Consider the following 25546-nt stretch of genomic DNA (forward strand, 5'->3'; position numbering starts at 1 on the left):
CCGCCCCCGTTCCGGATCTTACTTGGCGATATCGGCCATGGCGTCGCCGGCGCCGACGATGCGGGCGGCCAGCGACGCGGCCATGAATTGATCAAGATCGCCGTTGAGCACGCCCTGGGTATCAGAGGTTTCAACGTTGGTCCGCGTGTCCTTGATCATCTGATAGGGCTGCAGAACATAGGAGCGGATCTGGTGACCCCAGCCGATATCGGTCTTGGTGTCTTCCAGGGCCTTGGTCTTTTCTTCGCGCTTTTGCAGCTCATGCTCGTACAAGCGGGCGCGCAGCATCGACCAGCAATAATCCTTGTTCTGGTGCTGCGAGCGTTCGGATTGGCACTGCACGACGATGCCGGTCGGAATATGGGTGATGCGCACCGCCGATTCCGTCCGGTTGACGTGCTGACCACCGGCGCCCGAGGCCCGGTAGGTATCGATGCGGCAATCCTTTTCTTCGATATCGATCTCGATGGTGTCATCGACCACCGGATAGACCCAGATCGAGGAAAAGCTGGTATGGCGCCGCGCCGAGCTGTCGAAGGGCGAAATGCGCACCAGCCGGTGCACGCCGCTTTCGGTCTTCAGCCAACCATAGGCGTTATGGCCGACGATCTTGATCGTCGCCGATTTGATCCCGGCTTCTTCCCCGGCGCTTTCTTCAAGGAATTCCACCTTGTGGCCGTGGGCTTCGGCCCAGCGCGTATACATGCGCAGCAAGATCAGCGCCCAATCCTGGGCCTCGGTGCCACCGGCCCCGGCATGGACTTCCAAATAGGCGTCGTTATGATCGGCTTCGCCCGACAGCAGGCTTTCAAGCTCCTGCTTGCGGGCTTTCTGGGCGGCGCTGTGCAGCATGCGCTCGCCCTCGGCGATGCTTTCGGCATCGTCCTCGGCATCGCCCAGTTCGATCAGCGTCGCCGCGTCGTCGACCTCGCGCTCAAGGGCGCGATAGCCGGCGACCGATTGCTCCAGATGGGTGCGCTCGCGCATCAGCTTCTGGGCCTTGGCGGCGTTGTTCCAGAGGTTGGGATCCTCGGAAAGGGCGTTCAGTTCATCCAGGCGTCTGAGGGCGTTATCCCAGTCAAAGATGCCTCCTCAGCAGCGCCATGGACTGCTTGATCTCGTCGATGAGAGCTTGGTTTTCCGCACGCATGGTGCTTGGGAACCTTCATTATCCGGGGAGCCACGGCGCCAAACGCCCGCTCCCGCCTGTCAAAACCCGACCCGATCCCCGGCCGGCCAGCGCCGTGACCAGGGGAAGGCCGGCCAGGGTGCCCCAGACCACCCCCTTTGTCCAGAACCGATGCCACGATCAAAGGGCGGGCCCCTGGCGAAGCCCGCCCTTTTTTATCGAAAGCCCAAGGACCCGGGGCGCCGAGCGCCTAACCCAGGACCTCGGCGGTGACCGCCTAACCTAAGACCTCGGCGGTGACCGCCTAACCTAGGACCTCGGCGGTAACCGCCTAACCTAAGACCTCGGCGGTAACCGCCTCGAGGGCAACGGTGAAGCGATCCATCATCTGATCGACCTCTTCGGGGGTGATGATCAGCGGCGGGCTGAAGGCGACAACATCGCCGGCCATCGCCCGCAAGATCACCCCGGCCTCTTCGGCCTTGGTCACCACCCGGGGGCCAACGGCGTCGCTGGCCGGGAAGGCGCCATGGGTGGCCTTGTCGGCGACCAGTTCGATGGCGCCGATCAGACCGATGCCGCGCACATTGCCAACCAGCGGATGATCGGCGAAGCTCCGCAGGCGCTCTTGCAGCCGCGCCCCCGATACCGCCACATTGCCCAAAATGTCGCGCTCGTCATAGATCGCCAGGGTTTCCAGGGCGACGGCGGCGGCCACCGGATGGGCGGAATAGGTATAGCCGTGGCCGAAAGTGCCGATCTTGCCCGAATTATCGCGCAGCGGCTTATAGACCTCTTCGGTGACCAGCACCGCCGAGATCGGCATATAGGCCGAAGACAACGCCTTGGCGCAGGTCAGGATATCGGGCTTCAGGCCGAAGGTCTGGCTGCCCCAATACTGGCCGGTGCGGCCGAACCCGCAGATCACCTCGTCGGCGACCAGCAAGATGTCGTATTTTTTCAGCACCGCCTGGATGTGCTCGAAATAGCCCTTGGGCGGCAGGACCACGCCGCCCGCGCCCATGATCGGCTCGGCGAAGAAGGCGGCCACGGTGTTGGGATCTTCGGCGAGGATCATGGCCTCAAGCTCGTCGGCGCAGCGCTTGGCGAACGCTTCCTCGCTCTCGCCGGGCTTGCCCTCGCGGTAGTAATCGGGCGAACTGGTGTGCAAGATATTGGCGATCGGCAGATCGAAATCGCGGTGATTGGCCGGCAGGCCGGTCAGGCTGGCCGAGGCCACCGTCACGCCGTGATAGGCGCGCTTACGGGCGATGATCTTTTTCTTCTGCGGCCGGCCCAGGGCGTTGTTGATGTACCAGATCATCTTGATCGCGGTGTCGTTGGCTTCCGACCCGGAATTGCAGAAGAAGGCGCGGGCCATCGGCACCGGGGCGCGCTTGACCAGTTCCTCGGACAGGCGGATGCCCGGCTCGTGGGACTTGTGGCTGAACATGTGGAAGAACGGCAGCTCGGCCATCTGGCGGGCGGCGGCGGCGGCCAGCCGCGGCTCGGAAAAGCCCAGCGAGGCGCACCACAGCCCGGCCATCCCCTCGATGTAGTCCTTGCCCTTGTCATCGAAAACCCGCACGCCCTCGCCGCGAACGGCGATCAGCGGCCCCTTGGTCTCATGGGCGACGAGGTTGGTATAGGGATGGATGGTGTAGCTGAGATCGGCATCACGCAAGGCATTCGAAACCATTGGCTTGTCCTTCCGGCGCACAGGGTGGGACGGGGCCGCTGGCGGGCGTTTGGCCGTCTTTGGCTCCCTTGGCCTCGACCCTACGCCCGTTTATTATTTTAAACAACACAATTTCCTCCACTCTCGAAGAAGAGCGGGATCTCCCTAATAAACTTAGGAAATATACCAACTAACTGTTTGGTTAGGGGGCGCAAGTGACCTAAAATAATCAACAGATGAACAACCGGAGGGACGCCCGTGATGGACTTCGATGTCGGTGCCCGTCTGCGGGCCATCCGCGAAGCCAAGGCGCTGTCCCAGCGCGAACTGGCCCGGCGCGCCGGGGTGACCAACGGCACCATCTCGCTGATCGAACAAAACCAAAGCAGCCCGTCGGTGGCCTCGCTGCGCAAGGTGCTCCAGGGTATTCCGATGACCTTGGCCGAATTCTTCAGCCAGGAAACGCCGCCCCCCGATCAGATCGTCTTCCGCCCCGACGAACTGGCCGAACTGACCAACGAGATCCAGCGCCGCAACGAAGGGGCGATCTCGTTCCGCCAAGTCGGCGACACCAGCCGCCACGGCCTGCAGATCCTCCATGAAACCTACGCCCCGGGCGCCGATACCGGCCGCACCATGCTCGCCCATGCCTCCGAAGAGGGCGGCATCGTCATCAGCGGCCAGATCGAACTGACCGTCGATACCACCCGCTACGTCCTTGGCCCGGGGGATTCCTATCTGTTCGACAGCAAACGCCCCCACCGCTTCCGCAACCCCTTCGATGCCCCTTGCGTCATCGTCTCGGCCTGCACGCCGCCTTATCTGTAAGGTCCCCTCATAGACCTAGAAATCCTGTTCGAACTCATCGGGAACAAGCCTTTTGTTGTTTTTTAAGATGGCATTGATCGTCATCGCCGAAACATTGAAATGCTCCGCCACATCCTCCTGTCTCTCGGGCGAAAAATCCCCGGCCATCATGGCCTCGACGCCCTCAAAGGGCGCCAGGAACTCGGCGGCGAAAGCCCTTTGAACCTTTTGACGATAGGTGCCGGCTTCGGTTGCCGGATGAAGACGCTCGCCGGGGGAAAACAGGCGATCGGCGAGAAGACGGGCGGCATGGAAGCGTCGATTGGCGGGCCAGCGGGAGCGCAAGACCACCTGCGAAGGCCCCTCCCCCGCCTCTAGACAGAAAGAAAAGCGAAGGCTGAGGGCGGCGGTGTCGGCCAGATGCGTCGCCCTGGTCCCGATCATCTCGGCCAGCCGCGTCGTTCCCACGGGCGCCCCGCCCAACCCCTCCTGATCGCGCAGCGCCTTGGCCATTTCAGCCCCCAGCCGCCACGCCGGCTTGGCGGCATCGGCCAAGCGGCCCCAGGACGCTCCCAAACGCACGGAATCCTTCACAGAGGCTTCGAATCCATGGGTTTTCGCCAGATCGGCCAGGGCTTCACCCGACATCACCGCCTGGTTGGCCTGAGCGCTTTCAGCGGCCATTTCCTCCATGGCGGCTTGGCCCAGGTCCTTGCCATCGGCAAGCACGCCCGCCAAAGCCCCCTCCTCCGCCTCGCCGGGATCCAGGCCGAGCAGGGCTTCCAGCTTGCGGCGGATCGCCAGATGCGGGTCGGATCGCTCGATCAGCAGATCGCTCCACAGTCGATCAAGATTGGTCTCGCCGACCCCCTGCTCGCGCAACCGCCCGATAATGCGCGATAGAAAGGTATCAACCGCGCTTTCGAAAAGCGTCGAGGACACGACCGTCGGCGGCGCGCCGAAATATCGGTAGGGCTTGGCTTTGGGGTCCGAGGAGGGGCGCGAGAGAAGAACCGTGCGCACTCCATCCGAATATATGGTCAGATTGGGCCAGACATAGCCTTCGCCAATCGATGTCATCCCATGGGCGAAGGACCAGCCCTCGGCGTTTGATCGGGGCTCATGGCGCAGTCGCCACCAATTCCACGCCAACCATTCCGCCACATGATATCCCGAGACAAGGGGGCCGGAGCGGCAACTGTTTATATAATGGTCAAAGCCCTCGGTCAGCGATTGCGCCGGGGTCCTCACCACGAACAAGCCAAAGGCCGCCCGTTCCTCGGGCGTGCCCTCATCAAGACGTTCGGGAGAAACCGTCAGATCCAAAGACGGGCTCACCGCTCCCTCCATGCGCGCAAAACATACTCCCGCCACGGCTGCTCATCCTCGCCAATGCGATAGCCATGATAGCGGCTTTCCTGACCCGGTTTGGTTTTGGCCTCGTAAACCTCGCCCCCGTCGTCAACCGCCCAAACGTATTTGGGCATGCCGCCTTGTGGAAAAACGCTAACCATTCCCTTCTCGAGTCCCCGGCGAAACAACAGGGCGGCCTCCGAGATCAAAATGGATCGCACCTCGTCACAGGCCGACTTAGAAGGGCGCGGATTGCTGGGGGGCACCAGTCCGTAATCGCCCGGACGCAGCTTATGCAGGCTGGAACCGACATAGACGAGATCGTTCAAAAGGCGGGTCTTCTCGGCGTCTTGAAGAAAGGAGCGATCGGCGATTCTGCGGTCGGGCCGATTCCCCTGGCGCTTTCCCCCCGTCATGCGCGTCGCTCCCCGTCTGCTAAAGAACGATATCACAAGGCGCGCCCAAGCGTCCGGCCCGCCGATGACGCGGTTTTCAGAGCAAGAAACGCCCCCTACCCCGCCAGTCCGCGCATGCGTTCGTTGCGCCGGCGCAGGGCTTCGAGGGCGATCAGCAGAAGGGTCGAGAACAAGATCAGCACGGTGGCGACGGCGGTGATCGTCGGGCTGATGTTTTCGCGGATGCCGCTGAACATTTCGCGCGGCAAGGTCCGCTGTTCGGGGCCGGCGACCAGCAAGACCACCACCACCTCGTCAAACGACGTGGCGAAGGCGAACAAGGCGCCCGAGGCGACGCCCGGCGCGATCAACGGCAAAATAACCCGGCGGAAGGTGGTTACCTGATCGGCGCCCAGGCTGGCTGCGGCGCGGGCAAGGTTCATGTCGAACCCCTGAAGGGTCGCCGTCACCGAGATGACGACGAAGGGGGCGGCCAGCACCGTATGGGCCAGGATCAGCCCGGGATAATTGGCCGTCAGCCCCAAGGGCGCGAAAAACAGATAGAAGCCGACGGCGGTGATCACCACCGGCACGATCATCGGCGACAGCAAGACCGCCATCACCAGCCCCTTGCCCCGGAACTTCGCCCGCACCAGACCCAGCGAGGCCAAGGTGCCAAGGCCGGTGGCCAGGATGGTCGAGACGATGCCGATGATCAGGCTGTTGCGCAGGGCGCGGATCCACACCGGATCGGTGAGGAAGGCCGCGTACCAGCGCAAGGAAAACCCCTGAAGCGGATAGGTCAGGAACTGACCGCCGTTGAACGACAGCGGAATGATCGCCAGGATCGGCGCCATCAGGAAGACCAGCACGCCGACGGCGCCGACCCATAACAGGGTGATCCAGAACTTTTCCTCGCCGGTGCGGGTATGGGTAGAGCGCATGATCGGGCCTCCCGGGATCCAGGGACTTGGAGACAATCCCCTGGCGATTTTAAGACAGCTTCACCGAATCCGTACCGACCAGCCGGGTATAGACGGCGTAGAGCACCAGGGTCGCCGCCAGCAAGACCGCCCCCAGCGCCGAGGCCATGCCCCAGTTCACCGTGTCGGAGGTATAGAAGGCGATGAAGTAGCTGAGCATCTGATCGGCCGCGCCGCCGACCAGGGCCGGCGTGATGTAATAACCCAAAGCCAGAATGAAGGTCAGCAGGGCGCCCGCGCCAAAGCCGGGCAGACATTGCGGCAGATAAACCCGCAAGAAGGCGATGGTCGGCGTGGCGCCGAGCGAACGCGCCGCGCGCAGATAAACCGGCGAGATGCCCTTCATCACCGAATAGAGCGGCAAGATCATGAAGGGCAGCAACACATGGGTCATCGCCACGATCACCCCGACGCGGTTGTACATCAAGCGCAGCGGCTTTTCGATAACGCCGAGCCAAATCAGCAGGTTATTGACCAGCCCCTGATCCTGGAGCAGCACGACCCAGGCGGCCGTGCGCACCAGGAGCGAGGTCCAGAACGGCAAAAGCACCAGGATCATCAACAAATTGGCCTGACGCGGCGGCAGATTGGCCAAAAGATAGGCGACCGGAAAGCCGAGCAGGAGGCAGAGCACGGTGACGGTCAGGCTGATGCCGAAGGTGCGGCCGAGAACGTCGATATAGATCGCCTCATCGGTCGGAGCGCCGCGCAGGGCCCCAGTGGCGTCGCGTTCCAGATCAACGGCCTGCATCAGGAAAAACGCCGTAAGCGGTCCCGAGGCCCGGTTGATCGCCCCCCAGACCTCGGTCTCGCCCCAGCGCGGATCGGCGGCGATCAGCGCCTCGGTCCACGAGGGCGCGCTCGCCGGCAGCTTGCGCGCCGTGGTGAACAGCAGGGTTCGCGATCCGTTGAAATCGTAATTGAGACGCCGCGCCGCCGTCGCCAGCGTCGCCGCGTCGCGGCTGGCCCGCAGGTCGCCGGCCAGGGCGGCGAAAACCGCCTCGTCGGGCAGGCGCTCGCGCGCGGTCCATCCCTTGATGGCGCTCGTGGTCGCCGGCCACACCTGGGACAACTCGGGATCGTGAACCGAGCGCCGCAGCATATCGGCGATCGGCACGACGAAGGTGACGACCAGGAACAACAACAGGGGCAGGATCAGACCGAAGGCGCGCAACTGCCGCAGGCGTTCGGCGCGGCGCAGCTTGGACTTCAGCGACATCTCGGCGCCCATCGGCATCTCCCCTTCCTAGAAAACCCAAACCGTGCGCCCGGGAACACCTCCCCAGGGTTCCCGGGCGCCGAGCGGGCGCGTCCTTACTGGACGGCGGCCCACTTATTGAAGCGCTCGGTCAGGCGATCGATGTTTTCAAGCCAGAAGGTGGTGTCGATCTCGGTGGCGTTGGCGATATTGGCCTCGGCGGTGGGCAGATCCTTCAGCCGCTCGGGGTCGATCTTGGCGTTGGCGCCCTTGCTGGTGACGCCATAGGCGATGGCCATGGGCAGCTTGGCCTGGACCTCGGGTTTGCCAACGTAATTCAGATACTTATAGGCGCCTTCGACATTGGGCGAGCCCTTGAGGACGACCCAACTGTCGATGGTGAACAGGCTGCCGTCCCAGACGATGCCGAAATGGCGGCCATCGGCCTTATTGGCGGCATCGACGCGACCGTTGTAGATCGAGGTCATCGCCACTTCGCCCGAGGCGAGAAGCTGGGGCGGCTGGGCGCCGGCCTTCCAGAAGACGATGTCCTTCTTGATGGTATCAAGCTTCTTGAAGGCGCGTTCGACGCCCTCGTCGCTCGCCAGAACGGAATAGACATCGTTCGGGGCGACGCCATCGGCGATCAGGGCGATCTCAAGGGTGGTCTTGGGGCCGTTGCGCAGGCCGCGCTTGCCGGGGAAGGTTTTGGTATCAAAGAAATCGGCCCAGCTTTTGGGCGGAGTCTTCAGTTTGTCCTTATCGTAGCCCAGCACGAAATTATAGACGATGGCGCCCACGCCGCATTCGCTGACGGCTTCCTTCATGTAAGACTCGGCGCCGCCGATCTTGGCGAAGTCCAGCTTTTCGTAAAGCCCCTCTTCGCAACCCAGCGCCAGTTCATCGCTTTCGACCTGAACGACGTCCCAGGTGGCATTGCCGCCTTCGACCTTGGCGCGCAGCACGCCGATGCCGCCATCCCACGATTCATCAAGCATGGCGACGCCGGTCTCGGCGGTGAACGGCGCGAAGTACAGCGTCTTCTGCGCCTCTTGATAGGCGCCGCCCCAGGAAACCACCGTAAGATCACGGGCCTGGGCCGAGGCGGCGATACCGCTGGCCAACAGGGCCAGGGCGGTACCGGAGAGGAAACGGGAAAGCAAACGCATGGTGGTGTTCTCCCTGATCGTTATGGGCCGGCGGCCCGCGCGCAGCCTGGACCTTCCCCGGTCAGACCGGATCGAGCGCCAGGCAATCCTCCGCCCCAAGAATGACCGACAACGCCTCTCCCGCCTTGGGAATCGGCCGGCCCGCCCGGTAGCGCATCTTGATGGTGAATTCGTCGTTGCCGCCGACCCGGGCCCGCACCCGCATGTGGTCGCCATGATAAATGGTCTCGCTGACCACCCCGGCCAAGCGGCTGACCGGCCCTTCGGGCTCGCCTTCGATGTGAACACGTTCGGGACGGATCGATACGCTGGTCTTGGCGCCCGGCCCGTCGATGGCGACGGCGCGGGCGCGCAAGGCTTCGCCCGTGGCCAGGCGCACGGTGGCATAGCCTTCCGCCACGCTTTCGACGACGCCGTTCAAGGTGTTGTTTTCGCCGATGAAACGGGCGACGAAGCTGTTGCGCGGCTGCTCGTAAAGACCCGAAGGGCTGTCGAGCTGTTGGATCACCCCATCGCTGAACACCGCCACCCGGTCCGACATGGTCAGGGCCTCGGACTGGTCGTGGGTGACATAAACCACCGTCAGCCCCAGGCTTTCATGCAGGTGCTTGATCTCGATCTGCATGTGTTCGCGCAGCTGTTTGTCGAGCGCGCCCAGCGGCTCGTCCATCAGCACCAGGGTGGGCTCGAAGACCAGGGCGCGGGCCAGGGCGACGCGTTGCTGCTGGCCGCCGGAAAGCTGGGCCGGGCGGCGATTGCCCAGGTTTTCAAGGCGGACCATCGCCAGGGCCCGCAGGGCGCGATCGCGCTGGTCGGATTTGAGCATGCCGCGCACCGACAGCGGAAAGGCGACGTTCTCGGCCACCGTCATATGGGGAAACAGGGCGTAGTTCTGGAAAACCATGCCGATATCGCGCTTGTGCGGCGGGGTGTCGCGCACCGAGCGCCCGGCGAGCAGGATATCGCCCTGGGTCGGAACCTCGAAGCCCGCCAGCATCATCAGCGAGGTGGTTTTGCCCGACCCCGAGGGGCCGAGAAGGGTGAGAAATTCGCCACGGCGAATATCGAGGTCAAGGTCTCTGACGACCAGGGTCTGGCCATCGTAGGTTTTCTGCACGCCCCGGAAACGGACCAACGCCTCGGCATCACCCATGAACCGTTCCTTCTGCCGTTTCGCCCCAAGGGGAACGATCCCCCAAGGCTTCTATAAGCGGCAGAATGACACGTTTAATAAAATCGACAAGCGTTCTTGCCTTAAATACGGGCGAAACCCGCAAGAACCGCCCTAATGCCCATTATTTTTGCAGGATGCCCGCGAATAAACCACCACCATACCGGGAATTCTGCGCGATAGAGTTTAAAATTTCGACCGCTCGCCGGCATCGCGCGGACGGTAGCCGCGGATGAAAACCCGCACATGCTCAAGAATCGTGGCCAAATCCTCGTCATTCACGACCTGACGGCGCCGGGAATCCAGGGCGATCAGATACCATCGCCCCTGGACCATCGACAAAAACACCTCGGCGGCGATTCTCGGGTTGTCGATCTCAAGCAGGCCGCTGCGATCGACCCAGGCCAGATACTCCTCGAGCCGGCGCCGCACCTGTCCGGGGCCGCGTTCTAAAAAAGCCTCGGCGACCGAGGGAAACTTCTGCGCCGCGCCAAGAATCAGCCGCATCACGTCACGGCTCTCATCGGAATATAAATTTTCCAGGAGCGACAAGGCGAAATGCCGAAGCGATTCCTCAACCGGCAGCAAAGGGTCGGCGGAAAGCGCCAGCTTATCAAGGAAGGCGGCGCAACGTTCCTCGCAGGCGGCTATGAACAACCCTTCCTTGCCGCCGAAAGCCGCATAGAGGGTGGCCTTCGACCCGCCCGATTGCGAAACGACATCGCTCAGACTAACGGCCTCGTACCCCTTTTCAAGAAACATGCGCCAAGCCACATGAAGCATGGCAGCCCGCCGCGCGTCTCCCCGCCCGCAGGGAGATCCCCTTTTTTCCAACGCCTCGTCACCTCCTTTTTCACCGCCGCGACTTTTTGGCTCTTGTACGCCGCGACAGGATGTGTACTGTACCGTACAGTTTACTGACCGTCCACGCCTTTCGCCGTGACGGCACACCGACACACCAAGAGATGCCCCCCATGATGCTCAGCAAGACATTCCTGCGCCTGATGACGACCGCCGCCCTGTCGGCGGTTCTATGGAGCTGCGACTCGCAGGAAGGGGGGCAGGCGGCGGGTGGCGCCCGACCGGCCCCGGAAGTCACGGTGATCACCGCCGCTCCGCAAACCTTGCGGATCACCGAACGGCTTCCCGGTCGCACGGTGGCCTACCGCAGCGCCGAGGTCCGGCCCCAGGTCAACGGCATCATCCTCAAGCGCCTGTTCGAGGAGGGCACCGAGGTCACCGAGGGCCAGCAGCTTTATCAGATCGACCCGGCCACCTATAAGGCGGCCCTCGATAGCGCCAAGGCCCAGCTCGCCAAGGCCGACGCCACGGTCAAATCGGCCCGGGCCAAGGCGGCGCGCTATGGCGAGTTGGTCAAGCTCAAGGCGGTCAGCCGTCAGGATTATGACGACGTCACCGCCACCCTGGCCGAAAGCGTCGCCTCGGTCGCCGATGCCCAGGCGACCGTTGACGCCGCCGAAATCAATTTGGCCTATACCCGGGTCACCGCGCCGATTTCCGGGCGGATCGGCCGCTCGGCGGTCACCGAGGGCGCCCTGGTGACGGCCAATCAGGCCACGACCCTGGCGACGATCACCCAGCTTGATCCCATCAACGTCGATTTGACCCAGTCGAGCGACAAACTGCTCAAGCTGCGCGCCCAGATGGCCAATGGCACGGTTCAGGCCCCGGAGCGGGTTCCCGTTACCCTGCAGATCGATAATTCCGGCACGCCCTACGGCCTGACCGGAACCCTGCAGTTTTCAGAGGTCGTGGTTGACGAAACCACGGGCACGGTGCGCCTGCGCGCCACCTTCCCCAATCCCAACCGGATCTTACTGCCCGGATTGTTCGTACGCGCCACCGTTGATTTCGGCAGCCGCGAGAACGTCTTTCTGATTCCCCAGCGCGCCGTCGTCCGTGACGCCTCGGGCAAGGCCGCCCTATGGGTGATCGGCGACGGCGACAAGGCCGAACGCCGGCCGGTTACCGCCGAAACCACCCAGGGCACCAATTGGGTGGTCACCGAGGGCCTGAAGGGCGGCGAGCGCATCGTCATCGCCGGATTGCAAAGCATGGCGCCCGGCGCCCAGGTCAAGGCCGTCGCCGCCCCGCCCGCGGGCCAGGAGGCGGGGCAACCCGCCGGCGGCCAGCCCGCGCCCGCCGCGAAATAATCGGGGACCCCGTCCATGGCCAGTTTCTTTATCGATCGCCCCGTCTTCGCATGGGTCATCGCCATCATCATCATGCTCTCCGGGGCGCTCTCCATCCTCTTTCTGCCCATCGAGCAGTATCCGACGGTGGCGCCGCCCTCGGTGCGCATCAACGCCACCTATCCCGGCGCCTCGGCCCAAACTCTGGAAAATACGGTCACCCAGGTGATCGAACAGCAGATGAACGGCCTTGATAATCTGCGCTATATCTCCTCGACCAGCGATTCCTCGGGTTCGGCCACCATCACTCTGACCTTCAACCCCGAGGCCAATCCCGACATCGCCCAGGTTCAGGTCCAGAACAAGCTCCAGCTCGCCACCCCGCTTCTGCCCCAGGAGGTGCAGCAGCAGGGCATCCAGGTGACCAAGGCCAACAACACCTTCCTGATGGTCGTCGGCTTCATCTCCAAGGACGGCTCGCTGACCGAATCCGGCATCGCCGACTTCGTTTCCAGCAACATCAAGGATCCGCTGAGCCGGACCAACGGCGTGGGCGAAGTGACGGTCTTTGGATCCCAGCACGCCATGCGCATCTGGCTTGATCCCGACAAGCTGATCAGCTTCGGCCTGACGACGACCGAGGTTAAAAGCGCGATCACCGCCCAGAACGCCGAGGTTTCCGCCGGCCAGATCGGCGGCGCCCCCTCCGTACCCGGCCAAGAGCTCAACGCCACCATCGTCGCCCAGACCCGCCTGGAAACCGTGGAAGAGTTCGGCGCCATTCTGATCCGGGTCAACGCCGACGGCTCGCAGATCCGGCTGCGCGATATCGCGCGCATCGAGATCGGCGCCGAAAGCTACGGCACCATGGCCCGCTACAACGGCCAGCCGGCCAGCGGCATCGGCGTCAGTTTGGCGACCGGCGGCAACGCCCTTGATACGGCCGACGCCGTTCGCGCCACCATCGAACGCCTGCGGCCGATTTTCCCGCAAAGCGTCGATGTCATCTATCCCTATGACACCACGCCCTTCGTCAAAATCTCGATCGAGGAGGTGGTGCGCACCCTGGGCGAGGCCATCATCCTGGTCTTCCTGGTGATGTATCTGTTCTTGCAGAACATTCGCGCCACGCTGATTCCGACGATCGCCGTGCCGGTGGTGCTGCTTGGCACCTTTGGCATCATGGCGGCCTTTGGCTTCACCATTAACACCCTGACCATGTTCGGCTTGGTGCTGGCCATCGGCCTGCTTGTCGACGACGCCATCGTCGTCGTCGAAAACGTCGAACGCGTGATGCACGAGGACAATCTTTCGCCGCGCGATGCCACGCGCAAATCAATGAGGCAGATCACCGGCGCCCTGGTCGGCATCGCCCTGGTGCTGTCGGCGGTGTTCGTGCCGATGGCTTTTTTCAGCGGCTCGGTCGGCGCCATCTACCGCCAGTTCTCGCTGACCGTCGCCTCGGCGATGCTGCTCTCGGTGCTGGTCGCCGTCGTCCTCACCCCGGCGCTCTGCGCCACCTTCCTCAAGCCCAGCCATGGCGATCCTTACGCCAAAAAAGGGTTCTTCGGCTGGTTCAACCGCGGCTTCGACCGCACCAATAGCTTCTATCAAAGCAGCGTCGGCCATGTTATCGGCCGCAAATGGCGCTACTTGCTGATCTATGGACTGATCCTCGTCGGCTTGGGCCTGTTGTTCGTGCGCCTGCCCTCGTCGTTCCTGCCCAACGAGGACCAGGGCATTTTGTTCGCCCAGGCCTCGCTTCCCGCCGGCGCCACCCAGGAGCGCACCCAGGAGGTGCTCGACCAGATGTCGCGCCACTTCCGCGAATCCGAGGCGGATTTCGTCGAAGGGGTGTTCACCGTCAACGGCTTCAGCTTCTCCGGCCGTGGCCAGAACAGCGGCCTCGCCTTCGTGCGCATGAAGAACTGGGACGATCGCGATCCCGACAAGGGCTCGGTCTTCGCCGTCGCCAGACGGGCGATGGGCGCCTTGTCACGGATCAAGGAGGCGCGGATCTTCGCCTTCGCCCCGCCGGCGATCATCGCCCTTGGCAACGCCTCGGGCTTCGAGTTCCAGTTGCTTGACCGCGCCGGTCAGGGCCACGAAAAACTGATGGCGGCGCGCAACCAGTTGCTGGGCATGGCGGCCAAGAACCCGGCGCTGATGGCGGTGCGTCCCGACGGGCTGGAAGACAATCCCCAGCTCAAGATCGATATCGACCAGGAAAAGGCCAGCGCCCTTCAGCTGTCGCTGTCCGATATCAATTCCACCCTGACCACCACCTGGGGCTCGTCCTACGTCAACGACTTCATCGAAAATGGCCGGGTGAAGAAGGTCTATCTGATGGCCGACGCCCCCTTCCGCATGCAGGCCGCCGACCTTGATCGCTGGTATGTGCGCAACAGCCAGGGTGAAATGGTGCCGTTCTCGGCCTTCACCGATGTTCACTGGATCTATGGTTCGCCCCGCCTGGAACGCTACAACGGCCAATCCTCGCGCAAGATCGCCGGTCAGCCGGCCCCGGGGATGAGCACCGGCGCGGCGATGGCCGAAATGGAGGCGATGGCGGCCAAGCTGCCGCCGGGCTTCGGCTATGAATGGACGGGGTTGTCCTATGAGGAGCGGCTGTCGGGTTCGCAGGCTCCGGCGCTCTACGCCTTGTCGATCATCGTCGTCTTCCTCTGTCTGGCCGCCCTTTACGAAAGCTGGGCCATTCCCTTCGCCGTCATCTTGGTGGTGCCGCTCGGCATTCTGGGCGCCGTCATCGCCACCTCGGCGCGCGGCCTGTCCAACGACGTGTTCTTCCAGATCGGTCTGTTGACGACCATGGGCCTCGCCGCCAAGAACGCCATTCTGATCGTTGAATTCGCCAAGGAGCTTTACGAGGGGGGGATGGATCTGCTCGAGGCCACGGTCCATGCCGCCCGCCAGCGCCTGCGGCCGATCATCATGACCTCGATGGCCTTCAGCCTGGGCGTGCTGCCCTTGGCGATTGCCAATGGCGCGGGGTCGGGCAGCCAGAACGCCATCGGAACCGGCGTGTTGGGGGGCATGATCAGCGCTACCGTCCTGGCCATTTTCTTCGTACCCTTGTTCTTCATCCTGATCTTGCGCGCCTTCACCAAAAAGACCCCATCGACGCCCCCCGCGCCCCCCTCCCCCGGAGCCGCCGCCGATGCCCCGTAACTCTCTTTCGCAGCGGACCCCGATCATGCGCTCCTCCTTGATGTCTTGCGTTGCCGTTCTGGCGCTGCTCGGGGGATGCTCGTTCATCCCCGATTACCAGCGGCCGGCGGCGCCGGTTCCCACCGCCTGGCCCGATGGTCCGGCCTATGACCAGGCCCAGGCCGGGGGCGAGACCATCGCCACCCTCGGCTGGCGGGAGTTCTTCCGCGACCCGGCGCTCCAGCGCCTGATCGCCCAGGCCCTGGAGCATAATCGCGACCTGCGCTCGGCCGCCCTGACGGTGGAAAGCGCCCGGGCCACCTATCGTATCGAACGGGCCGATCTGCTGCCCACCGTCAACGGCGGCACCGACCTAACCCACCAACGCACGCCGCGCACGGCCACCCAGACCGGCAAGGCCCAGACGACGACCAATTACTCGGCCAATATCGGCACCACGTCCTATGAGATCGATTTCTTTGGCCGTATCCGCAGCCTGGAGGAAGAGGCGCTCGAGCAATATTTCGCCACCGAGGAGGCCCGGCGAAGCGTTCAGATCGCCTTGATCGCCGAGGTTGCCAACGCCTATATCACCCTGCTGGCCGACCGAACCTTGTTGCAGCTCACCGAAGAGACCCTGAACACCCGCATCGAATCCTTCAATCTGACCCAGCAAAGCTTCGATCGCGGCGTCGGCACCCGCCTGGATGTCACCCAGGCCCAGACCACGGTGGAAACCGCCCGGGCCAACCGCGCCATCTATACCCGCTATGTCGCCCAGGATATCAACGCCCTGCGCCTGCTGGTCGGCGATCAGCTTGATGCGAACCTGCTGGCCGGCACGCCGCCGCTCGATCTTGGGCGGTTTTTCCCCAATGTTCCCGCCGGTCTGCCCTCGGACCTGCTGCTGCGCCGGCCCGATATCCTGGAAGCCGAGCACAAGCTGGTGGCGGCCAACGCCAATATCGGCGCGGCGCGGGCGGCCTTCTGGCCGAAGATCTCGCTGACGGGCAATCTGGGAACGGCCAGCGCCTCGCTCGGCGATCTGTTTAGCAGCGGCTCCCTGGCCTGGAGCGTCGGCCCCTCGCTCAGCGTGCCGCTGTTTGATTTCTGGCGCAACGAGGCGACCTTGGAAAGCGCCAAGGTCCAGCGTGAAATCGCCGTCGCCGCCTACGAGAAATCGATCCAGACCGCCTTCCGCGAAGTCGCCGACGCCCTGGCGGCCAAGGGAACCCTGGGCGATCAGTTGCGCGCCCAGCAAGATCTGGTCGCCGCCACCCAGGAAAGCTACGCCCTGTCGCGCAACCGCTATGACCAGGGCATCGACAATTACCTCTCGACCCTGGATTCCCAGCGCTCGCTCTATGCGGCCCAGCAAGATCTGATCAGCGTGCGGGCCAACCAGCTCACCAATTACATCACCCTCTATAAGGTGCTGGGCGGCGGCAGCTTCGCCACTTCGCCCTCCGAACTGCCCAATCCGGCGGCCAGCGTCAGCACCTTTCCCTAACCCCCGAAACTCCCTCCCCTCACGAAGATCGCCGAACCTTGGTGTTCCGTGGGGGCGAGGGTCTTTCCCCCGGCTTGGCTTTTTCCCCGAGCGAAGCTGGCGCGTTCCGCTTATTGTCGCCGACCGATAGGGCAATTCAAGCAAACGGATCCAAGGCGATGAAGCGACTGATCGTGGGAATAAGCGGCGCTTCGGGCGTTCTTTACGGCATCCGGGCGCTCGAGGCCCTACGCCGCCTGCCCGATATCGAAAGCCATCTGATTCTGTCGCCCGCCGCCGGCCGCACCATTGTCGAGGAAACCGACCTGGGCATCGATCAGGTGACGGCGCTGGCCGATGTCGTCCATTCCCACCGCGACATCGGCGCCGCCCTGGCCAGCGGCTCTTTCCGCACCCTGGGCATGCTGATCGCGCCGTGCTCGATCAAAACGCTGTCGGGCATCGTCACCTGCTATGACGACAACCTGATGGTGCGCGCCGCCGATGTCTGCCTGAAGGAGCGCCGTCGGCTGGTGCTGATGGTCCGCGAAACCCCGCTCCATGCCGGGCATATCGACCTGATGGCGCGGGCGACGGCCCATGGCGCCATCATCATGCCCCCGGTTCCCGCCTTCTATCACCGTCCCAAAACGCTCGAGGACATGGTCGACCACACGGTCGGCCGGGCCCTTGACCTGTTTGGCATCGACAACACCCTGACCAAACGCTGGAAGGACACGCCCCCAGAGCAAACCGCATTGAACGAGGCCCCGTCAACGCAGAAACTTTGATCTGGATTCAATAGCTTAGAGAAAATTCCCCGCCTTCTGGAGCAAATCGCGACAATGATCTGCTTCCCGATCAAGATCGACGAACGGGGTCAATCCACCGGGTGCAGGGCCGACAAGGTGGTGATGGCGTCGTCGAGCGCCTCGATCAAATCGCCGGCGCCGGCCAGAACCGTCCCCTCGTCGCCGCGCTTATAGGCGGCGTCTAGCGCGCTGGCGGTGGCGGCCAAACGCAGGCACCCGAACGAGGCGGCGGCGCTTTTCAGCGCATGGGCTTCGCGGGCGAGACGTTCGGTCGCCCCCTCGGCCACATCGGCGCGCACGGCGACCAAACGACGCCCGCATTCGCGCAAGAAAACCCCAACAAGACGCGGAACCACCTCCGGCCCGGCATCGCGGGCGATAATATCAAGGGCGGTGGGGTCGAAGATTGGCAGAGAGTGGGGCATGGGCCGGATCTTGTTTCCATTGGCAGCGGACGCGGACCGCATGCTCACAGTCCTCATGGCAACGGTCAAGCCTTCCTCGTTGTTTTTTATAACTCAAGCCCAGGCGTCGGGCCGCTGGCGATGCGCCGCCTTGCGCCTTACATAGGCTTTCCGGCCCGCGCCGTTCCGCGCCGCCCGCCGCCCCCCTTCGCCCGGAGAGACCCGCAATGCCCTTGTTTCCGCGCCGACGTCGAAGATTGGCCGTTCTGCGGCTGTCGGGTGTGATCGCCGCCCGCGACCGCGCCCTGTCGCTCGCCGCCCTGAAACCGCTGATCGATCGCGCCTTTCGCGTCGGCGACGAGGTGGCCCTGGTCATCAACAGCCCCGGCGGTTCGCCGGCCCAATCCCAGCTCATTCACGATTACATCCGGATCCAGGCCGATCGGCGCAAGAAGGCGGTGATCACCTTCGTCGAAGACGTCGCGGCCTCGGGCGGCTATTGGATCGCCCTGGCCGGGGACAGCATCCGCGTGCTGCCGACCTCGTTGGTCGGCTCGATCGGCGTGGTCAGCGCCGGCTTCGGCTTTGTCGAGGCCCTCGACCGTCTGGGGGTCGAGCGCCGTCTGGTCGCCGCCGGGCGCAACAAGGTGCGCCTCGATCCGTTTTCGCCGCGCAAGGACGAAGACACCGAATGGCTGACCGGGCTGCAGGCGCAGTTGCATGAGCGCTTCATCGAGCATGTGCGCTCGCGCCGCGCCGCCCAGGGCACCCGGCTTCCCGAAGGCGGCGAGTTGTTCACCGGCGAGGTCTGGCTTGGTCGCGAGGCCATCGCCCATCGTCTGGCCGATCAGGAAGACAGTCTGGGCGCCTATGTCGATCGCGAGAAGATACGCCTGCGCGAGATCGCGCCGCGGCGGATGTTCTCGCTGCGCGGCCTGATCGGCGGACTGGCGGCGGAAACCCTGGGCGCCCTGGAAGCCCGGATCGAGGACCGCGCCCTGCGCGCCCCCTTTGGCCTGTAAGCGAAAGGACGGGCGGCGCGGCGCGCAAAAAGAAGCCGCTGGACGGCGGACGAAGAGCGGTCTAACACCGCCCGGCCATCGACCAAGACAAGGTGATTCGTACCGTGGACATCCAGGATCTCATTACCAACAATCGGAAATGGGCCGAGGAGCGCGAATCCGCCCTTCCTGGCTATTTTCATATCCTCAGCGAAGTGCAGTCGCCGAAGTTTTTGTGGATCGGCTGCTCGGACTCGCGGGTGCCGGCCAATGAAATCGTCGGCATGCAGCCGGGCGAACTTTTCGTTCACCGCAACATCGCCAACGTTGTTCCCCATGCCGACGCCAATTGCCACGCCGTGCTCGAATACGCCATCGACGTGCTGAAGGTCGAGCACATCATGGTCGTCGGCCATTACGGCTGCGGCGGGGTTCGCGCCGCCCTGAACCGTCTGGCCATGGGGCCGATCGACAACTGGCTGTCCCACATCAAGGACATCGCCCGTATCTTCGCCGCCGAGCTGGAAGACCTACCCGACGAGGAAAGCCGGGTCGACCGGCTGTGCGAACTCAACGCCATGGCCCAGGTGATGAACGTGGCGCGCACCTCGATGGTTCAGGCGGCTTGGCGACGCGGCCAGCCTTTGGCCATCCACGCTTGGTGCTATGGTCTGAAGACTGGGCTGGTCAATGATCTTGGCCGAACCCTAACCCGCATCGCCGATCTGCCCGAACCCTATCGGCTGATCTTTCCCGATCAGGTCTAAAAGAAACGCCCAGGAACGCTCCCCCATGAAATTGTTCGGCCTGACCGGCAAAAGCAACAGCGGCAAAACAACGTTGCTGATTGCGCTCATCCCGCTTCTGCAGGCCCGCGGCCTGCGGGTTTCGACGGTTAAGCACGGCCATCACGTCGCCCAGCTCGACACCCCGGGCAAGGACAGCGATCGCCACCGCGAGGCCGGGGCCTTCGAAACCATCTTCAGCACGGTCAACGGGTATTCGATCACCCACGGCCGGGCCGAAGACGAAGACGAACCCACCTTGGAGTCGCTGGTCGCCCGTCTGGCGCCAGTCGATCTGGTGCTGGTCGAGGGCTTCAAGCGCGAAGCCATTCCCCGGCTCGAGGTCTTCCGCCCGGCGGTTGGCAAACCCGCCCTTTATCCCGAGGACGACACCATCTTGGCGGTGGCCAGCGATGTCGCCCACGGCCCCGGCTGGCCGGCGACCGCCCCGCCGCTTTGGCTGGCCCTCAACGACCCGCCCGCCATCGCCGCCTTCATCCACCGCACGCTGTTTGACCGCGCGTGACCGATCGCCTTCCCGCCGGGGCGCGCCGCCGCTATCATGGCGGGCACGCCCCGAACTCGGGGGCCGGTGCGGCCTTTGTTGGACTTGCTGATCGTGAAAGAAGGTCGTGAACGGCGCGCAAAAAGATGAAAAAGCCGATCTTCCCAAAAGCCGGCCCGTCGCCGGCTGGATGACCCGGCGCTATCTTCTCGCCCTGTCGCTTATCGCCCTGCTGGCCCTATCTGGCTATCTGACCTTCGACAAGCTGGCGGCCCAGCATGACCGCACCCTGGGCTTGGTCAATATCAGCGGTCGCCAGCGCATGCTGTCCCAACGCACCGCCCTTTATGCCGAACGGCTTGTGCGCGACGACTGCCCCGAGCCGGTCGATGTCTGCCATCGCATCTTGGGCGAAGCGACCGATCTTTTGGAGGACTCCCATAGGGCGCTGACCCGGGGCAGCGCCGAAATGGGCCTGCCGGTCGCGAAAAGTCCCGAGATCCGGGCGCTGTACTTCGATGGCGCCCCCAGTCTCGATCAACGGATGACCGACTATCTGGCGGCCCTGCGCCAGATCCTGACGGCGACCCGGGCCGGTGACGACACCCTCGCCCTGGACGCCTATCGGCGCGTCGTCAGGGAATCCTCTGGTCCGTTGCTTGACGATCTCGACCGGCTGGTGGCGCGCCACCAAAGCGAGGGCGAGGCGGCCTTGGAGCACCTCGATCGGGCGGAAAGCGCCATCCTCGCCCTAACCTTGCTCACGCTTTTGCTAGAGATCGTGCTGATCTTCCGCCCGATGGTCACCCAGATCCACCGGCAATTCGCCGCCCTTGACCATATGACCGCCGCCCTGCGCCGCTCCCGCGACGGTCTTGAAGACATCGTCGAGCAACGCACCGCCGATATCGACCGCGCCCGGGCCGAGGCGGTCAAGGCCAGTCACTCGAAATCACGCTTTCTCGCCGCCGCCGGCCACGATCTGATGCAACCCTTGGAAGGGGCGATGATGTACGCTGGCGCCCTGGGGCGTCAGGCCGAAACCGACAGGGCCCGTCAGGCGGTGGCCGAGCTGAAGAACGCCCATCAGGCGATGAGCCGGCTGATCCGCTCGATTCTGGAAATCTCCAAACTCGATTGCGGGGCGGTTGAGCCGCTGCCCCGCGTTTTCGCCCTTGGTCCTTTGCTCGACCAACTCGTTGGCGAGGTTCAGCCCCAGGCCCAAGCCAAGGGACTGCGGGTGCGCCGGGTATGGACCAGCGCGCGGCTGGAGACCGATCCTTTGCTGCTCGAGCGCATCTTGCGCAATCTGCTGGCCAATGCCCTGCGCCATACCCACAAGGGCGGCATCGTCTTGGGCGTGCGTCGCCGCGCCGATGGACTGGACATCGCCGTCGCCGACAGCGGCATTGGCATCGCCGCCCAGAACCTGGGCCGGATCTTCGAGGCGTTCATCCAGATCGACGGCGGGCAGCTTGATCGCAGCGAAGGGTTGGGGCTGGGGCTGGCCATCGTTGACCGCCTGTCCCGGCTGCTTGGCCTGGATGTTTCGGTGCGCTCGCGGCTTGGCAAGGGCACCGTCTTTTCCCTCCACATCCCGTCTGGAGCCCTGGCCGATGACCGATGACCCGACCCTGTGGGCACAAAGGCTGGAAGAGGCCGTCGTCGGCCTTGGTGCCAATGGGGACCGCTCCCACGACCTCGCCCACGCCAAGCGCGTCCTGCGCACCGCCCTGGCCCTGGCCGACGGCGTGGAAGACCAGGGCGAGGGCCCCGTCGACCGGCTGGTTCTAACGGCCGCGGCCTATCTTCACGATATCGTCGCCATCGAAAAGAACGATCCCCGGCGGTCGCTGGCCTCGCGGCTTTCGGCGGCCAAGGCGCGGGAGATTCTCGGCGGCCTGGATTTCCCGGCCGGGCGGCAAGACGGCGTCGCCCATGCCATCGAGGCCCATTCCTTCAGCGCTGGCATCGCGCCGCGCAGCCTGGAGGCCCGCATCCTGCAAGATGCCGATCGCATGGAATCGCTGGGCGCCATCGGGGTGGCGCGAACCTTCTATGTCGCCGGCCGCCTGGGCAGCGCCCTGTTCCACGACGACGATCCCCTGGCCTTCGCCCGGCCGCTCGACGAGAGGGCCTATGCCCTGGATCATTTCTTCACCAAGCTGCTGACCCTGCCGGCGACGATGACCACCGCCCCCGGCCGGGCGATGGCCGGGGAACGGGCCGAACTGCTGCGGGCCTTCGCCGAAGCCCTGGCCCAGGAGGTCAGCGGCGCGGCGGCGCCAGGGCCCCGGCCAGCAAGGCCATCGGATGGGGAAGCGCCGTCCCCTCTTCCCGTTTGGCCTGGGAGCGGCACGAGAACCCGGTAGCGGCCACCGGTCCCGAGGCGCCGGTCACCGGCTTGCGCCAGCTCAAGGCCCACAGGGTGGCGCTGATGGTGCGGTGGCGGGCCTCATGACCAAAGGCCCCCGACATGCCGCAACATCCAGCCTCGGGGACCTCGGCGACCAGACCGATGGCGGCGAAGACCTGTTTCCATTGGGCGCCGGCGGTCGGCACGGCGGTGCGCTCGGTGCAATGAAGCATGACGCGAACCGGCGGACCGCCCGCCTTCGCCTGCGGCCACGCCACTCCGCGCTTGGCTTCCTCGGCCAGGAACTCCTGGATCAGCCACACCGGTTCGCGCGGCGCCAGACCGGCCTGGACATATTCTTGGCGCAGCATCAGCACTGCCGCCGGATCGACGCCAACGCGCGGCACCCCCGGCGTCAGGGCATCCAGCCGGGCCCGGGCCGCCTTGGCCGTTTCCAGAAAGCGGTTACGGAAGCCTTTGACGTGCAAGGCTTTTCCCGTGGGGAACAGGGCGACGACCTGCGGAGCGTAGCCCAGGGCCTGCAGGCCGCCGACCACCGCCTCGACGGCGCCGGCGTCGAAATGGCTGGTGAAGCCGTCTTGAATGACGAAAACGCCGCGCGGCGCCGGCCGAGCCGAGGGGCCGGCGACCACCGGCACCCGCATGCGCCTCAGGCGCGGCGCCAGCGGCGGATCCGACAGAGTCGGCAGATCGACCAGCCCGGCGGCGCGCGCCGTCAGCGGCCCGCCCAGCCGCGACAAAACATTGCCAAGCCCGGGAAGCCGGGCGGCGAGCGGTCCCAGGGTCTCCAGTTCGGCGAGCAGGCGATCCCCCAAGGGACGTTTGCGGGTCTGGTGATAGCGATCGAGGAACAGCGACTTCAGCTCGGGCACATCGACATGGATCGGGCAGCTGCTCAGGCAGGCCTTGCAGCCCAGGCAGCCGTCAAGCGCCTCGTAGACCTCTTCGGCCACGTCCTCGGCCACCGGATCGCCGGCGCTGACCAGCCCATGCCAAGCGCGCAGCAGATCGGCCCGCCCCTTGGGCGAATGGCGCTTCTCGCCCGTCGCCTTGAAGCTCGGGCACATCGGCACGCTGGTGCTATAGGCCTGACACTGGGCATTGCCGTTGCAGCGGAAGGCATCGGCGAAAGGATCGGCGTCATCGGCCGGATTGGGCAAGCGCAGCGGCGTGGCGTCGACCTTGTAAAGGCCCGCCGCGTCGCCCTCGGGGGTCACCAGCTTGCCGGGATTGAGCCGGTTCCTCGGATCGAAGGCGCGCTTGACCCGGGCGAAGGCGGCATAGGCCTCGGGGCCGACCATCTCGGGCAGATATTGGCCGCGCACACCCTTGCCATGCTCGCCCCAGAAAATGCCGCCGTGTTTGCGAACGATGGCAACGACGGCGTCGGAGATGGACTTCATCCGCGCCTGATCGCCGGCATCGGCCAGATCGAGCGCCGGACGCACATGGATGCAACCGACATCGACATGGCCGAACATGCCGAAGGTCAGCCCCTCGCCCTCGAGCAAGGCCCGGAAATCGGCGACGAAGCCGCGCAGATTGGCCGGCGGCACCACGCAATCCTCGACGAAGGCCACCGGCCGCCGCCGCCCGGCCGACCCGCCCAGCAGGCCGACCGCCGATTTGCGGATGCCCCAGATGCGCGCGATCTCGGCCGGGTCCTTGGCGATGTGCCAGCCGACCACCGAGGGTTCGGAGCGCAAGGCGTCTTCCAGCGCCGCCAGCCGCCCCGACAGCACGATGGGATCGTCGTCGGTGAATTCCACATAATTCGAAACCGGGATCTTGCCCGTCGGTCCCGGGGTGCGCAGCCGCTCGGGCAGACCATCAAGCAATCCGCCCTGATAGGCCAGGGTATGGACGGTATCATCCAGGCTTTCGATGGCATCGGGGTTATGGGCGAGCAGGGCCTGGGCCGAGGCCAGGGCGCCGTCGAAATCCCGATAGGCGATGACCGCCAGACGCTTATGGATCGGCCGCCGGGTCAGGGCCAAGCGGGCGGAACAGACCAGGGCCAGGGTGCCTTCCGAGCCGACGATCAGCCGCACCGGATCGAAGACCGAAGGCGACGGCCGGGCGTTGATCAGATCATAGCCAACGAAGCGGCGGCTTAAATGCGGCACCGCCGCCTTCAGGGCCGGGGCGCCGTCGTCGCAGGCCTCCAGGGCGGCGCGCAACGCGTCGGCCGCCGGCTCGGTCGAGGTCGCCAAAGCCTCCAGCGCCGGCCCCTCCAGCCGGCGCAAGCGGGCCTCGGCGCCATCGATCAGCATGACATCAAGGGTCAGCACATTATCGCCGGTCTTGCCATAGACCCGCGACCCCTGCCCGCAGGCGTCGGTCGAGACCATGCCGCCAATGGTGCAGCGGCTGGCCGTCGAGGTATCGGGGGCGAAGAACAAGGCGCTGCCGCGATCGGCCAGGGCGGCATTGACCTGATCAAGAACCACGCCGGGTTCGACCTCGATCCATCCGGCCTCGAGATCGGCGGCCAGGATCCGCGTCATATAGCGACGGAAATCGACGACGATGCCGCCGTTCAAACCCTGACCATTGGTGCCGGTGGCGCCCCCGCGCCCGGTCACCGACAGGTCGCGAAAGGCCGGGCGCGCCAGCACGGCCAGAAACACCCTGAGATCGGCCCGATCGCGCGGGCAGACCACCGCCTCGGGGACGATCTGATAGATGCTGTTATCGGTCGAGGCGGCGACCCGCGAGCCCCAATCAAACAGCACGTCCCCGCGAAATCCGGCCTCGGCCAGGGCCGTTCCCAGGCCCTCGCCGATCTTCGCCCATTCCGGCACCGCGCCACCGCCACCACCATCCATGCTCAACGTCCCTTGCCTTTCGCCCGACTCCGGCGGGGGCAGTTTTCTCCAGGCGGGCAGGAAGTCAAGGACGGAAAGCGGCCAAAGCCCCCTCTTGAGCGGGAGGTCCGGCTTTTCCCAAGACAAGGCAGGCACGAAGAT

General features: G+C 64.7%; 21 protein-coding genes. 10 read left to right on the forward strand and 11 right to left on the reverse strand.

The features are described from left to right. Positions 1-18: 18 nt before the first annotated feature. Both prfB and RRU_RS10580 read right to left on the reverse strand, forming a co-directional pair. Positions 19-1150, reverse strand: a protein-coding gene (gene prfB, locus RRU_RS10575; RefSeq protein ID WP_148265477.1) for a peptide chain release factor 2 whose coding sequence is annotated in 2 segments (ribosomal slippage) — positions 19-1080 and positions 1082-1150 — 1131 coding nt in all. Because the reading frame shifts where the segments join, the coding sequence is not laid out codon by codon here. Positions 1151-1460: 310 nt separating this feature from the next. Then, the gene (locus tag RRU_RS10580; protein WP_011389794.1) at positions 1461-2828 is read right to left on the reverse strand and encodes an aspartate aminotransferase family protein; all 1368 of its coding nucleotides are present in this window, start codon (positions 2826-2828) and stop codon (positions 1461-1463) included. A 240-nt stretch (positions 2829-3068) separates the two neighbouring features. Here RRU_RS10580 and RRU_RS10585 point away from each other — a divergent pair, with 240 nt between their 5' ends. After that, positions 3069-3635, forward strand: coding sequence for a cupin domain-containing protein (locus tag RRU_RS10585; RefSeq protein WP_011389795.1), 567 nt, complete (start codon positions 3069-3071; stop codon positions 3633-3635). Positions 3636-3650: 15 nt separating this feature from the next. Here the strand turns inward: RRU_RS10585 and RRU_RS10590 are convergent, their stop codons facing one another. From RRU_RS10590 to RRU_RS10620, 7 genes are all read right to left on the reverse strand, one after another. After that, positions 3651-4952: a hypothetical protein gene (locus tag RRU_RS10590; RefSeq protein WP_162470612.1), complete on the reverse strand. Its 1302-nt coding sequence runs from the start codon at positions 4950-4952 to the stop codon at positions 3651-3653. Then, positions 4949-5383, reverse strand: coding sequence for a hypothetical protein (locus RRU_RS10595; RefSeq protein ID WP_011389797.1), 435 nt, complete (start codon positions 5381-5383; stop codon positions 4949-4951). The genes RRU_RS10590 and RRU_RS10595 overlap by 4 nt, the downstream gene beginning before the upstream one ends. Positions 5384-5478: 95 nt before the next feature. Then, complete coding sequence (locus tag RRU_RS10600; protein WP_011389798.1) at positions 5479-6306, reverse strand: ABC transporter permease; 828 nt, start codon at positions 6304-6306, stop codon at positions 5479-5481. 49 nt (positions 6307-6355) lie between these two features. Further along, complete coding sequence (locus RRU_RS10605; RefSeq protein ID WP_014626293.1) at positions 6356-7582, reverse strand: ABC transporter permease; 1227 nt, start codon at positions 7580-7582, stop codon at positions 6356-6358. 77 nt (positions 7583-7659) lie between these two features. Continuing rightward, a complete protein-coding gene (locus tag RRU_RS10610; RefSeq protein ID WP_011389800.1) occupies positions 7660-8712 on the reverse strand; it encodes an ABC transporter substrate-binding protein in 1053 nt (350 codons plus the stop codon). Between the two features lie 61 nt (positions 8713-8773). After that, positions 8774-9865, reverse strand: a complete 1092-nt coding sequence (locus tag RRU_RS10615; RefSeq protein WP_011389801.1) for an ABC transporter ATP-binding protein — start codon at positions 9863-9865, stop codon at positions 8774-8776. 204 nt (positions 9866-10069) lie between these two features. Continuing rightward, the gene (locus RRU_RS10620; RefSeq protein ID WP_011389802.1) at positions 10070-10666 is read right to left on the reverse strand and encodes a TetR/AcrR family transcriptional regulator; all 597 of its coding nucleotides are present in this window, start codon (positions 10664-10666) and stop codon (positions 10070-10072) included. A gap of 191 nt (positions 10667-10857) precedes the next feature. On the opposite strand from RRU_RS10620, the gene RRU_RS10625 reads away from it, so the two are divergent. From RRU_RS10625 to RRU_RS10640, 4 genes are all read left to right on the forward strand, one after another. Beyond that, the gene (locus RRU_RS10625; protein ID WP_014626294.1) at positions 10858-12057 is read left to right on the forward strand and encodes an efflux RND transporter periplasmic adaptor subunit; all 1200 of its coding nucleotides are present in this window, start codon (positions 10858-10860) and stop codon (positions 12055-12057) included. 15 nt (positions 12058-12072) lie between these two features. After that, positions 12073-15225 (forward strand): efflux RND transporter permease subunit, encoded by a 3153-nt coding sequence (locus RRU_RS10630; RefSeq protein WP_011389804.1) that lies wholly within the window; start codon positions 12073-12075, stop codon positions 15223-15225. Positions 15226-15250: 25 nt separating this feature from the next. After that, complete coding sequence (gene adeC / locus RRU_RS10635; RefSeq protein ID WP_014626295.1) at positions 15251-16714, forward strand: AdeC/AdeK/OprM family multidrug efflux complex outer membrane factor; 1464 nt, start codon at positions 15251-15253, stop codon at positions 16712-16714. A gap of 158 nt (positions 16715-16872) precedes the next feature. Beyond that, the gene (locus RRU_RS10640) at positions 16873-17484 is read left to right on the forward strand and encodes a UbiX family flavin prenyltransferase (protein ID WP_011389806.1); all 612 of its coding nucleotides are present in this window, start codon (positions 16873-16875) and stop codon (positions 17482-17484) included. 89 nt (positions 17485-17573) lie between these two features. Here the strand turns inward: RRU_RS10640 and RRU_RS10645 are convergent, their stop codons facing one another. Beyond that, positions 17574-17930, reverse strand: a complete 357-nt coding sequence (locus RRU_RS10645) for an Hpt domain-containing protein (protein WP_237703752.1) — start codon at positions 17928-17930, stop codon at positions 17574-17576. 206 nt (positions 17931-18136) lie between these two features. On the opposite strand from RRU_RS10645, the gene RRU_RS10650 reads away from it, so the two are divergent. The 5 genes from RRU_RS10650 to RRU_RS10670 all read left to right on the forward strand — a co-directional run bounded on the left by RRU_RS10650 (position 18137) and on the right by RRU_RS10670 (position 22572). Beyond that, positions 18137-18931 (forward strand): S49 family peptidase, encoded by a 795-nt coding sequence (locus RRU_RS10650; RefSeq protein ID WP_011389808.1) that lies wholly within the window; start codon positions 18137-18139, stop codon positions 18929-18931. A gap of 92 nt (positions 18932-19023) precedes the next feature. Then, the gene (gene can / locus RRU_RS10655) at positions 19024-19677 is read left to right on the forward strand and encodes a carbonate dehydratase (protein ID WP_237703754.1); all 654 of its coding nucleotides are present in this window, start codon (positions 19024-19026) and stop codon (positions 19675-19677) included. Positions 19678-19702: 25 nt separating this feature from the next. Then, positions 19703-20221, forward strand: a complete 519-nt coding sequence (gene mobB / locus RRU_RS10660; RefSeq protein ID WP_011389810.1) for a molybdopterin-guanine dinucleotide biosynthesis protein B — start codon at positions 19703-19705, stop codon at positions 20219-20221. Positions 20222-20327: 106 nt separating this feature from the next. Then, positions 20328-21827 (forward strand): ATP-binding protein, encoded by a 1500-nt coding sequence (locus RRU_RS10665; RefSeq protein WP_011389811.1) that lies wholly within the window; start codon positions 20328-20330, stop codon positions 21825-21827. Next, complete coding sequence (locus tag RRU_RS10670; RefSeq protein WP_011389812.1) at positions 21817-22572, forward strand: HD domain-containing protein; 756 nt, start codon at positions 21817-21819, stop codon at positions 22570-22572. The genes RRU_RS10665 and RRU_RS10670 overlap by 11 nt, the downstream gene beginning before the upstream one ends. On the opposite strand, the gene RRU_RS10675 is transcribed toward RRU_RS10670, so the two are convergent. Then, positions 22469-25405, reverse strand: a complete 2937-nt coding sequence (locus RRU_RS10675; protein ID WP_011389813.1) for an FAD-binding and (Fe-S)-binding domain-containing protein — start codon at positions 25403-25405, stop codon at positions 22469-22471. The two genes, RRU_RS10670 and RRU_RS10675, sit on opposite strands and share 104 nt — an antisense overlap. Between the last annotated feature and the right edge of the window lie 141 nt (positions 25406-25546).

Source organism: Rhodospirillum rubrum ATCC 11170, assembly GCF_000013085.1.
GTDB lineage: Bacteria > Pseudomonadota > Alphaproteobacteria > Rhodospirillales > Rhodospirillaceae > Rhodospirillum > Rhodospirillum rubrum.

Bases quoted from the DNA above. Each gene is read 5' to 3' on its own strand.
- RRU_RS10580 (WP_011389794.1), bottom strand. From the start codon at position 2,828: ATGGTTTCGAATGCCTTGCGTGATGCCGATCTCAGCTACACCATCCAT.
- RRU_RS10585 (WP_011389795.1), top strand. From the start codon at position 3,069: ATGGACTTCGATGTCGGTGCCCGTCTGCGGGCCATCCGCGAAGCCAAG.
- RRU_RS10595 (WP_011389797.1), bottom strand. From the start codon at position 5,383: ATGACGGGGGGAAAGCGCCAGGGGAATCGGCCCGACCGCAGAATCGCC.
- RRU_RS10600 (WP_011389798.1), bottom strand. From the start codon at position 6,306: ATGCGCTCTACCCATACCCGCACCGGCGAGGAAAAGTTCTGGATCACC.
- RRU_RS10605 (WP_014626293.1), bottom strand. From the start codon at position 7,582: ATGCCGATGGGCGCCGAGATGTCGCTGAAGTCCAAGCTGCGCCGCGCC.
- RRU_RS10610 (WP_011389800.1), bottom strand. From the start codon at position 8,712: ATGCGTTTGCTTTCCCGTTTCCTCTCCGGTACCGCCCTGGCCCTGTTG.
- RRU_RS10615 (WP_011389801.1), bottom strand. From the start codon at position 9,865: ATGGGTGATGCCGAGGCGTTGGTCCGTTTCCGGGGCGTGCAGAAAACC.
- RRU_RS10620 (WP_011389802.1), bottom strand. From the start codon at position 10,666: ATGCTTCATGTGGCTTGGCGCATGTTTCTTGAAAAGGGGTACGAGGCC.
- RRU_RS10625 (WP_014626294.1), top strand. From the start codon at position 10,858: ATGATGCTCAGCAAGACATTCCTGCGCCTGATGACGACCGCCGCCCTG.
- RRU_RS10630 (WP_011389804.1), top strand. From the start codon at position 12,073: ATGGCCAGTTTCTTTATCGATCGCCCCGTCTTCGCATGGGTCATCGCC.
- adeC (WP_014626295.1), top strand. From the start codon at position 15,251: ATGCGCTCCTCCTTGATGTCTTGCGTTGCCGTTCTGGCGCTGCTCGGG.
- RRU_RS10640 (WP_011389806.1), top strand. From the start codon at position 16,873: ATGAAGCGACTGATCGTGGGAATAAGCGGCGCTTCGGGCGTTCTTTAC.
- RRU_RS10645 (WP_237703752.1), bottom strand. From the start codon at position 17,930: ATGCCCCACTCTCTGCCAATCTTCGACCCCACCGCCCTTGATATTATC.
- RRU_RS10650 (WP_011389808.1), top strand. From the start codon at position 18,137: ATGCCCTTGTTTCCGCGCCGACGTCGAAGATTGGCCGTTCTGCGGCTG.
- mobB (WP_011389810.1), top strand. From the start codon at position 19,703: ATGAAATTGTTCGGCCTGACCGGCAAAAGCAACAGCGGCAAAACAACG.
- RRU_RS10670 (WP_011389812.1), top strand. From the start codon at position 21,817: ATGACCGATGACCCGACCCTGTGGGCACAAAGGCTGGAAGAGGCCGTC.
- RRU_RS10675 (WP_011389813.1), bottom strand. From the start codon at position 25,405: ATGGATGGTGGTGGCGGTGGCGCGGTGCCGGAATGGGCGAAGATCGGC.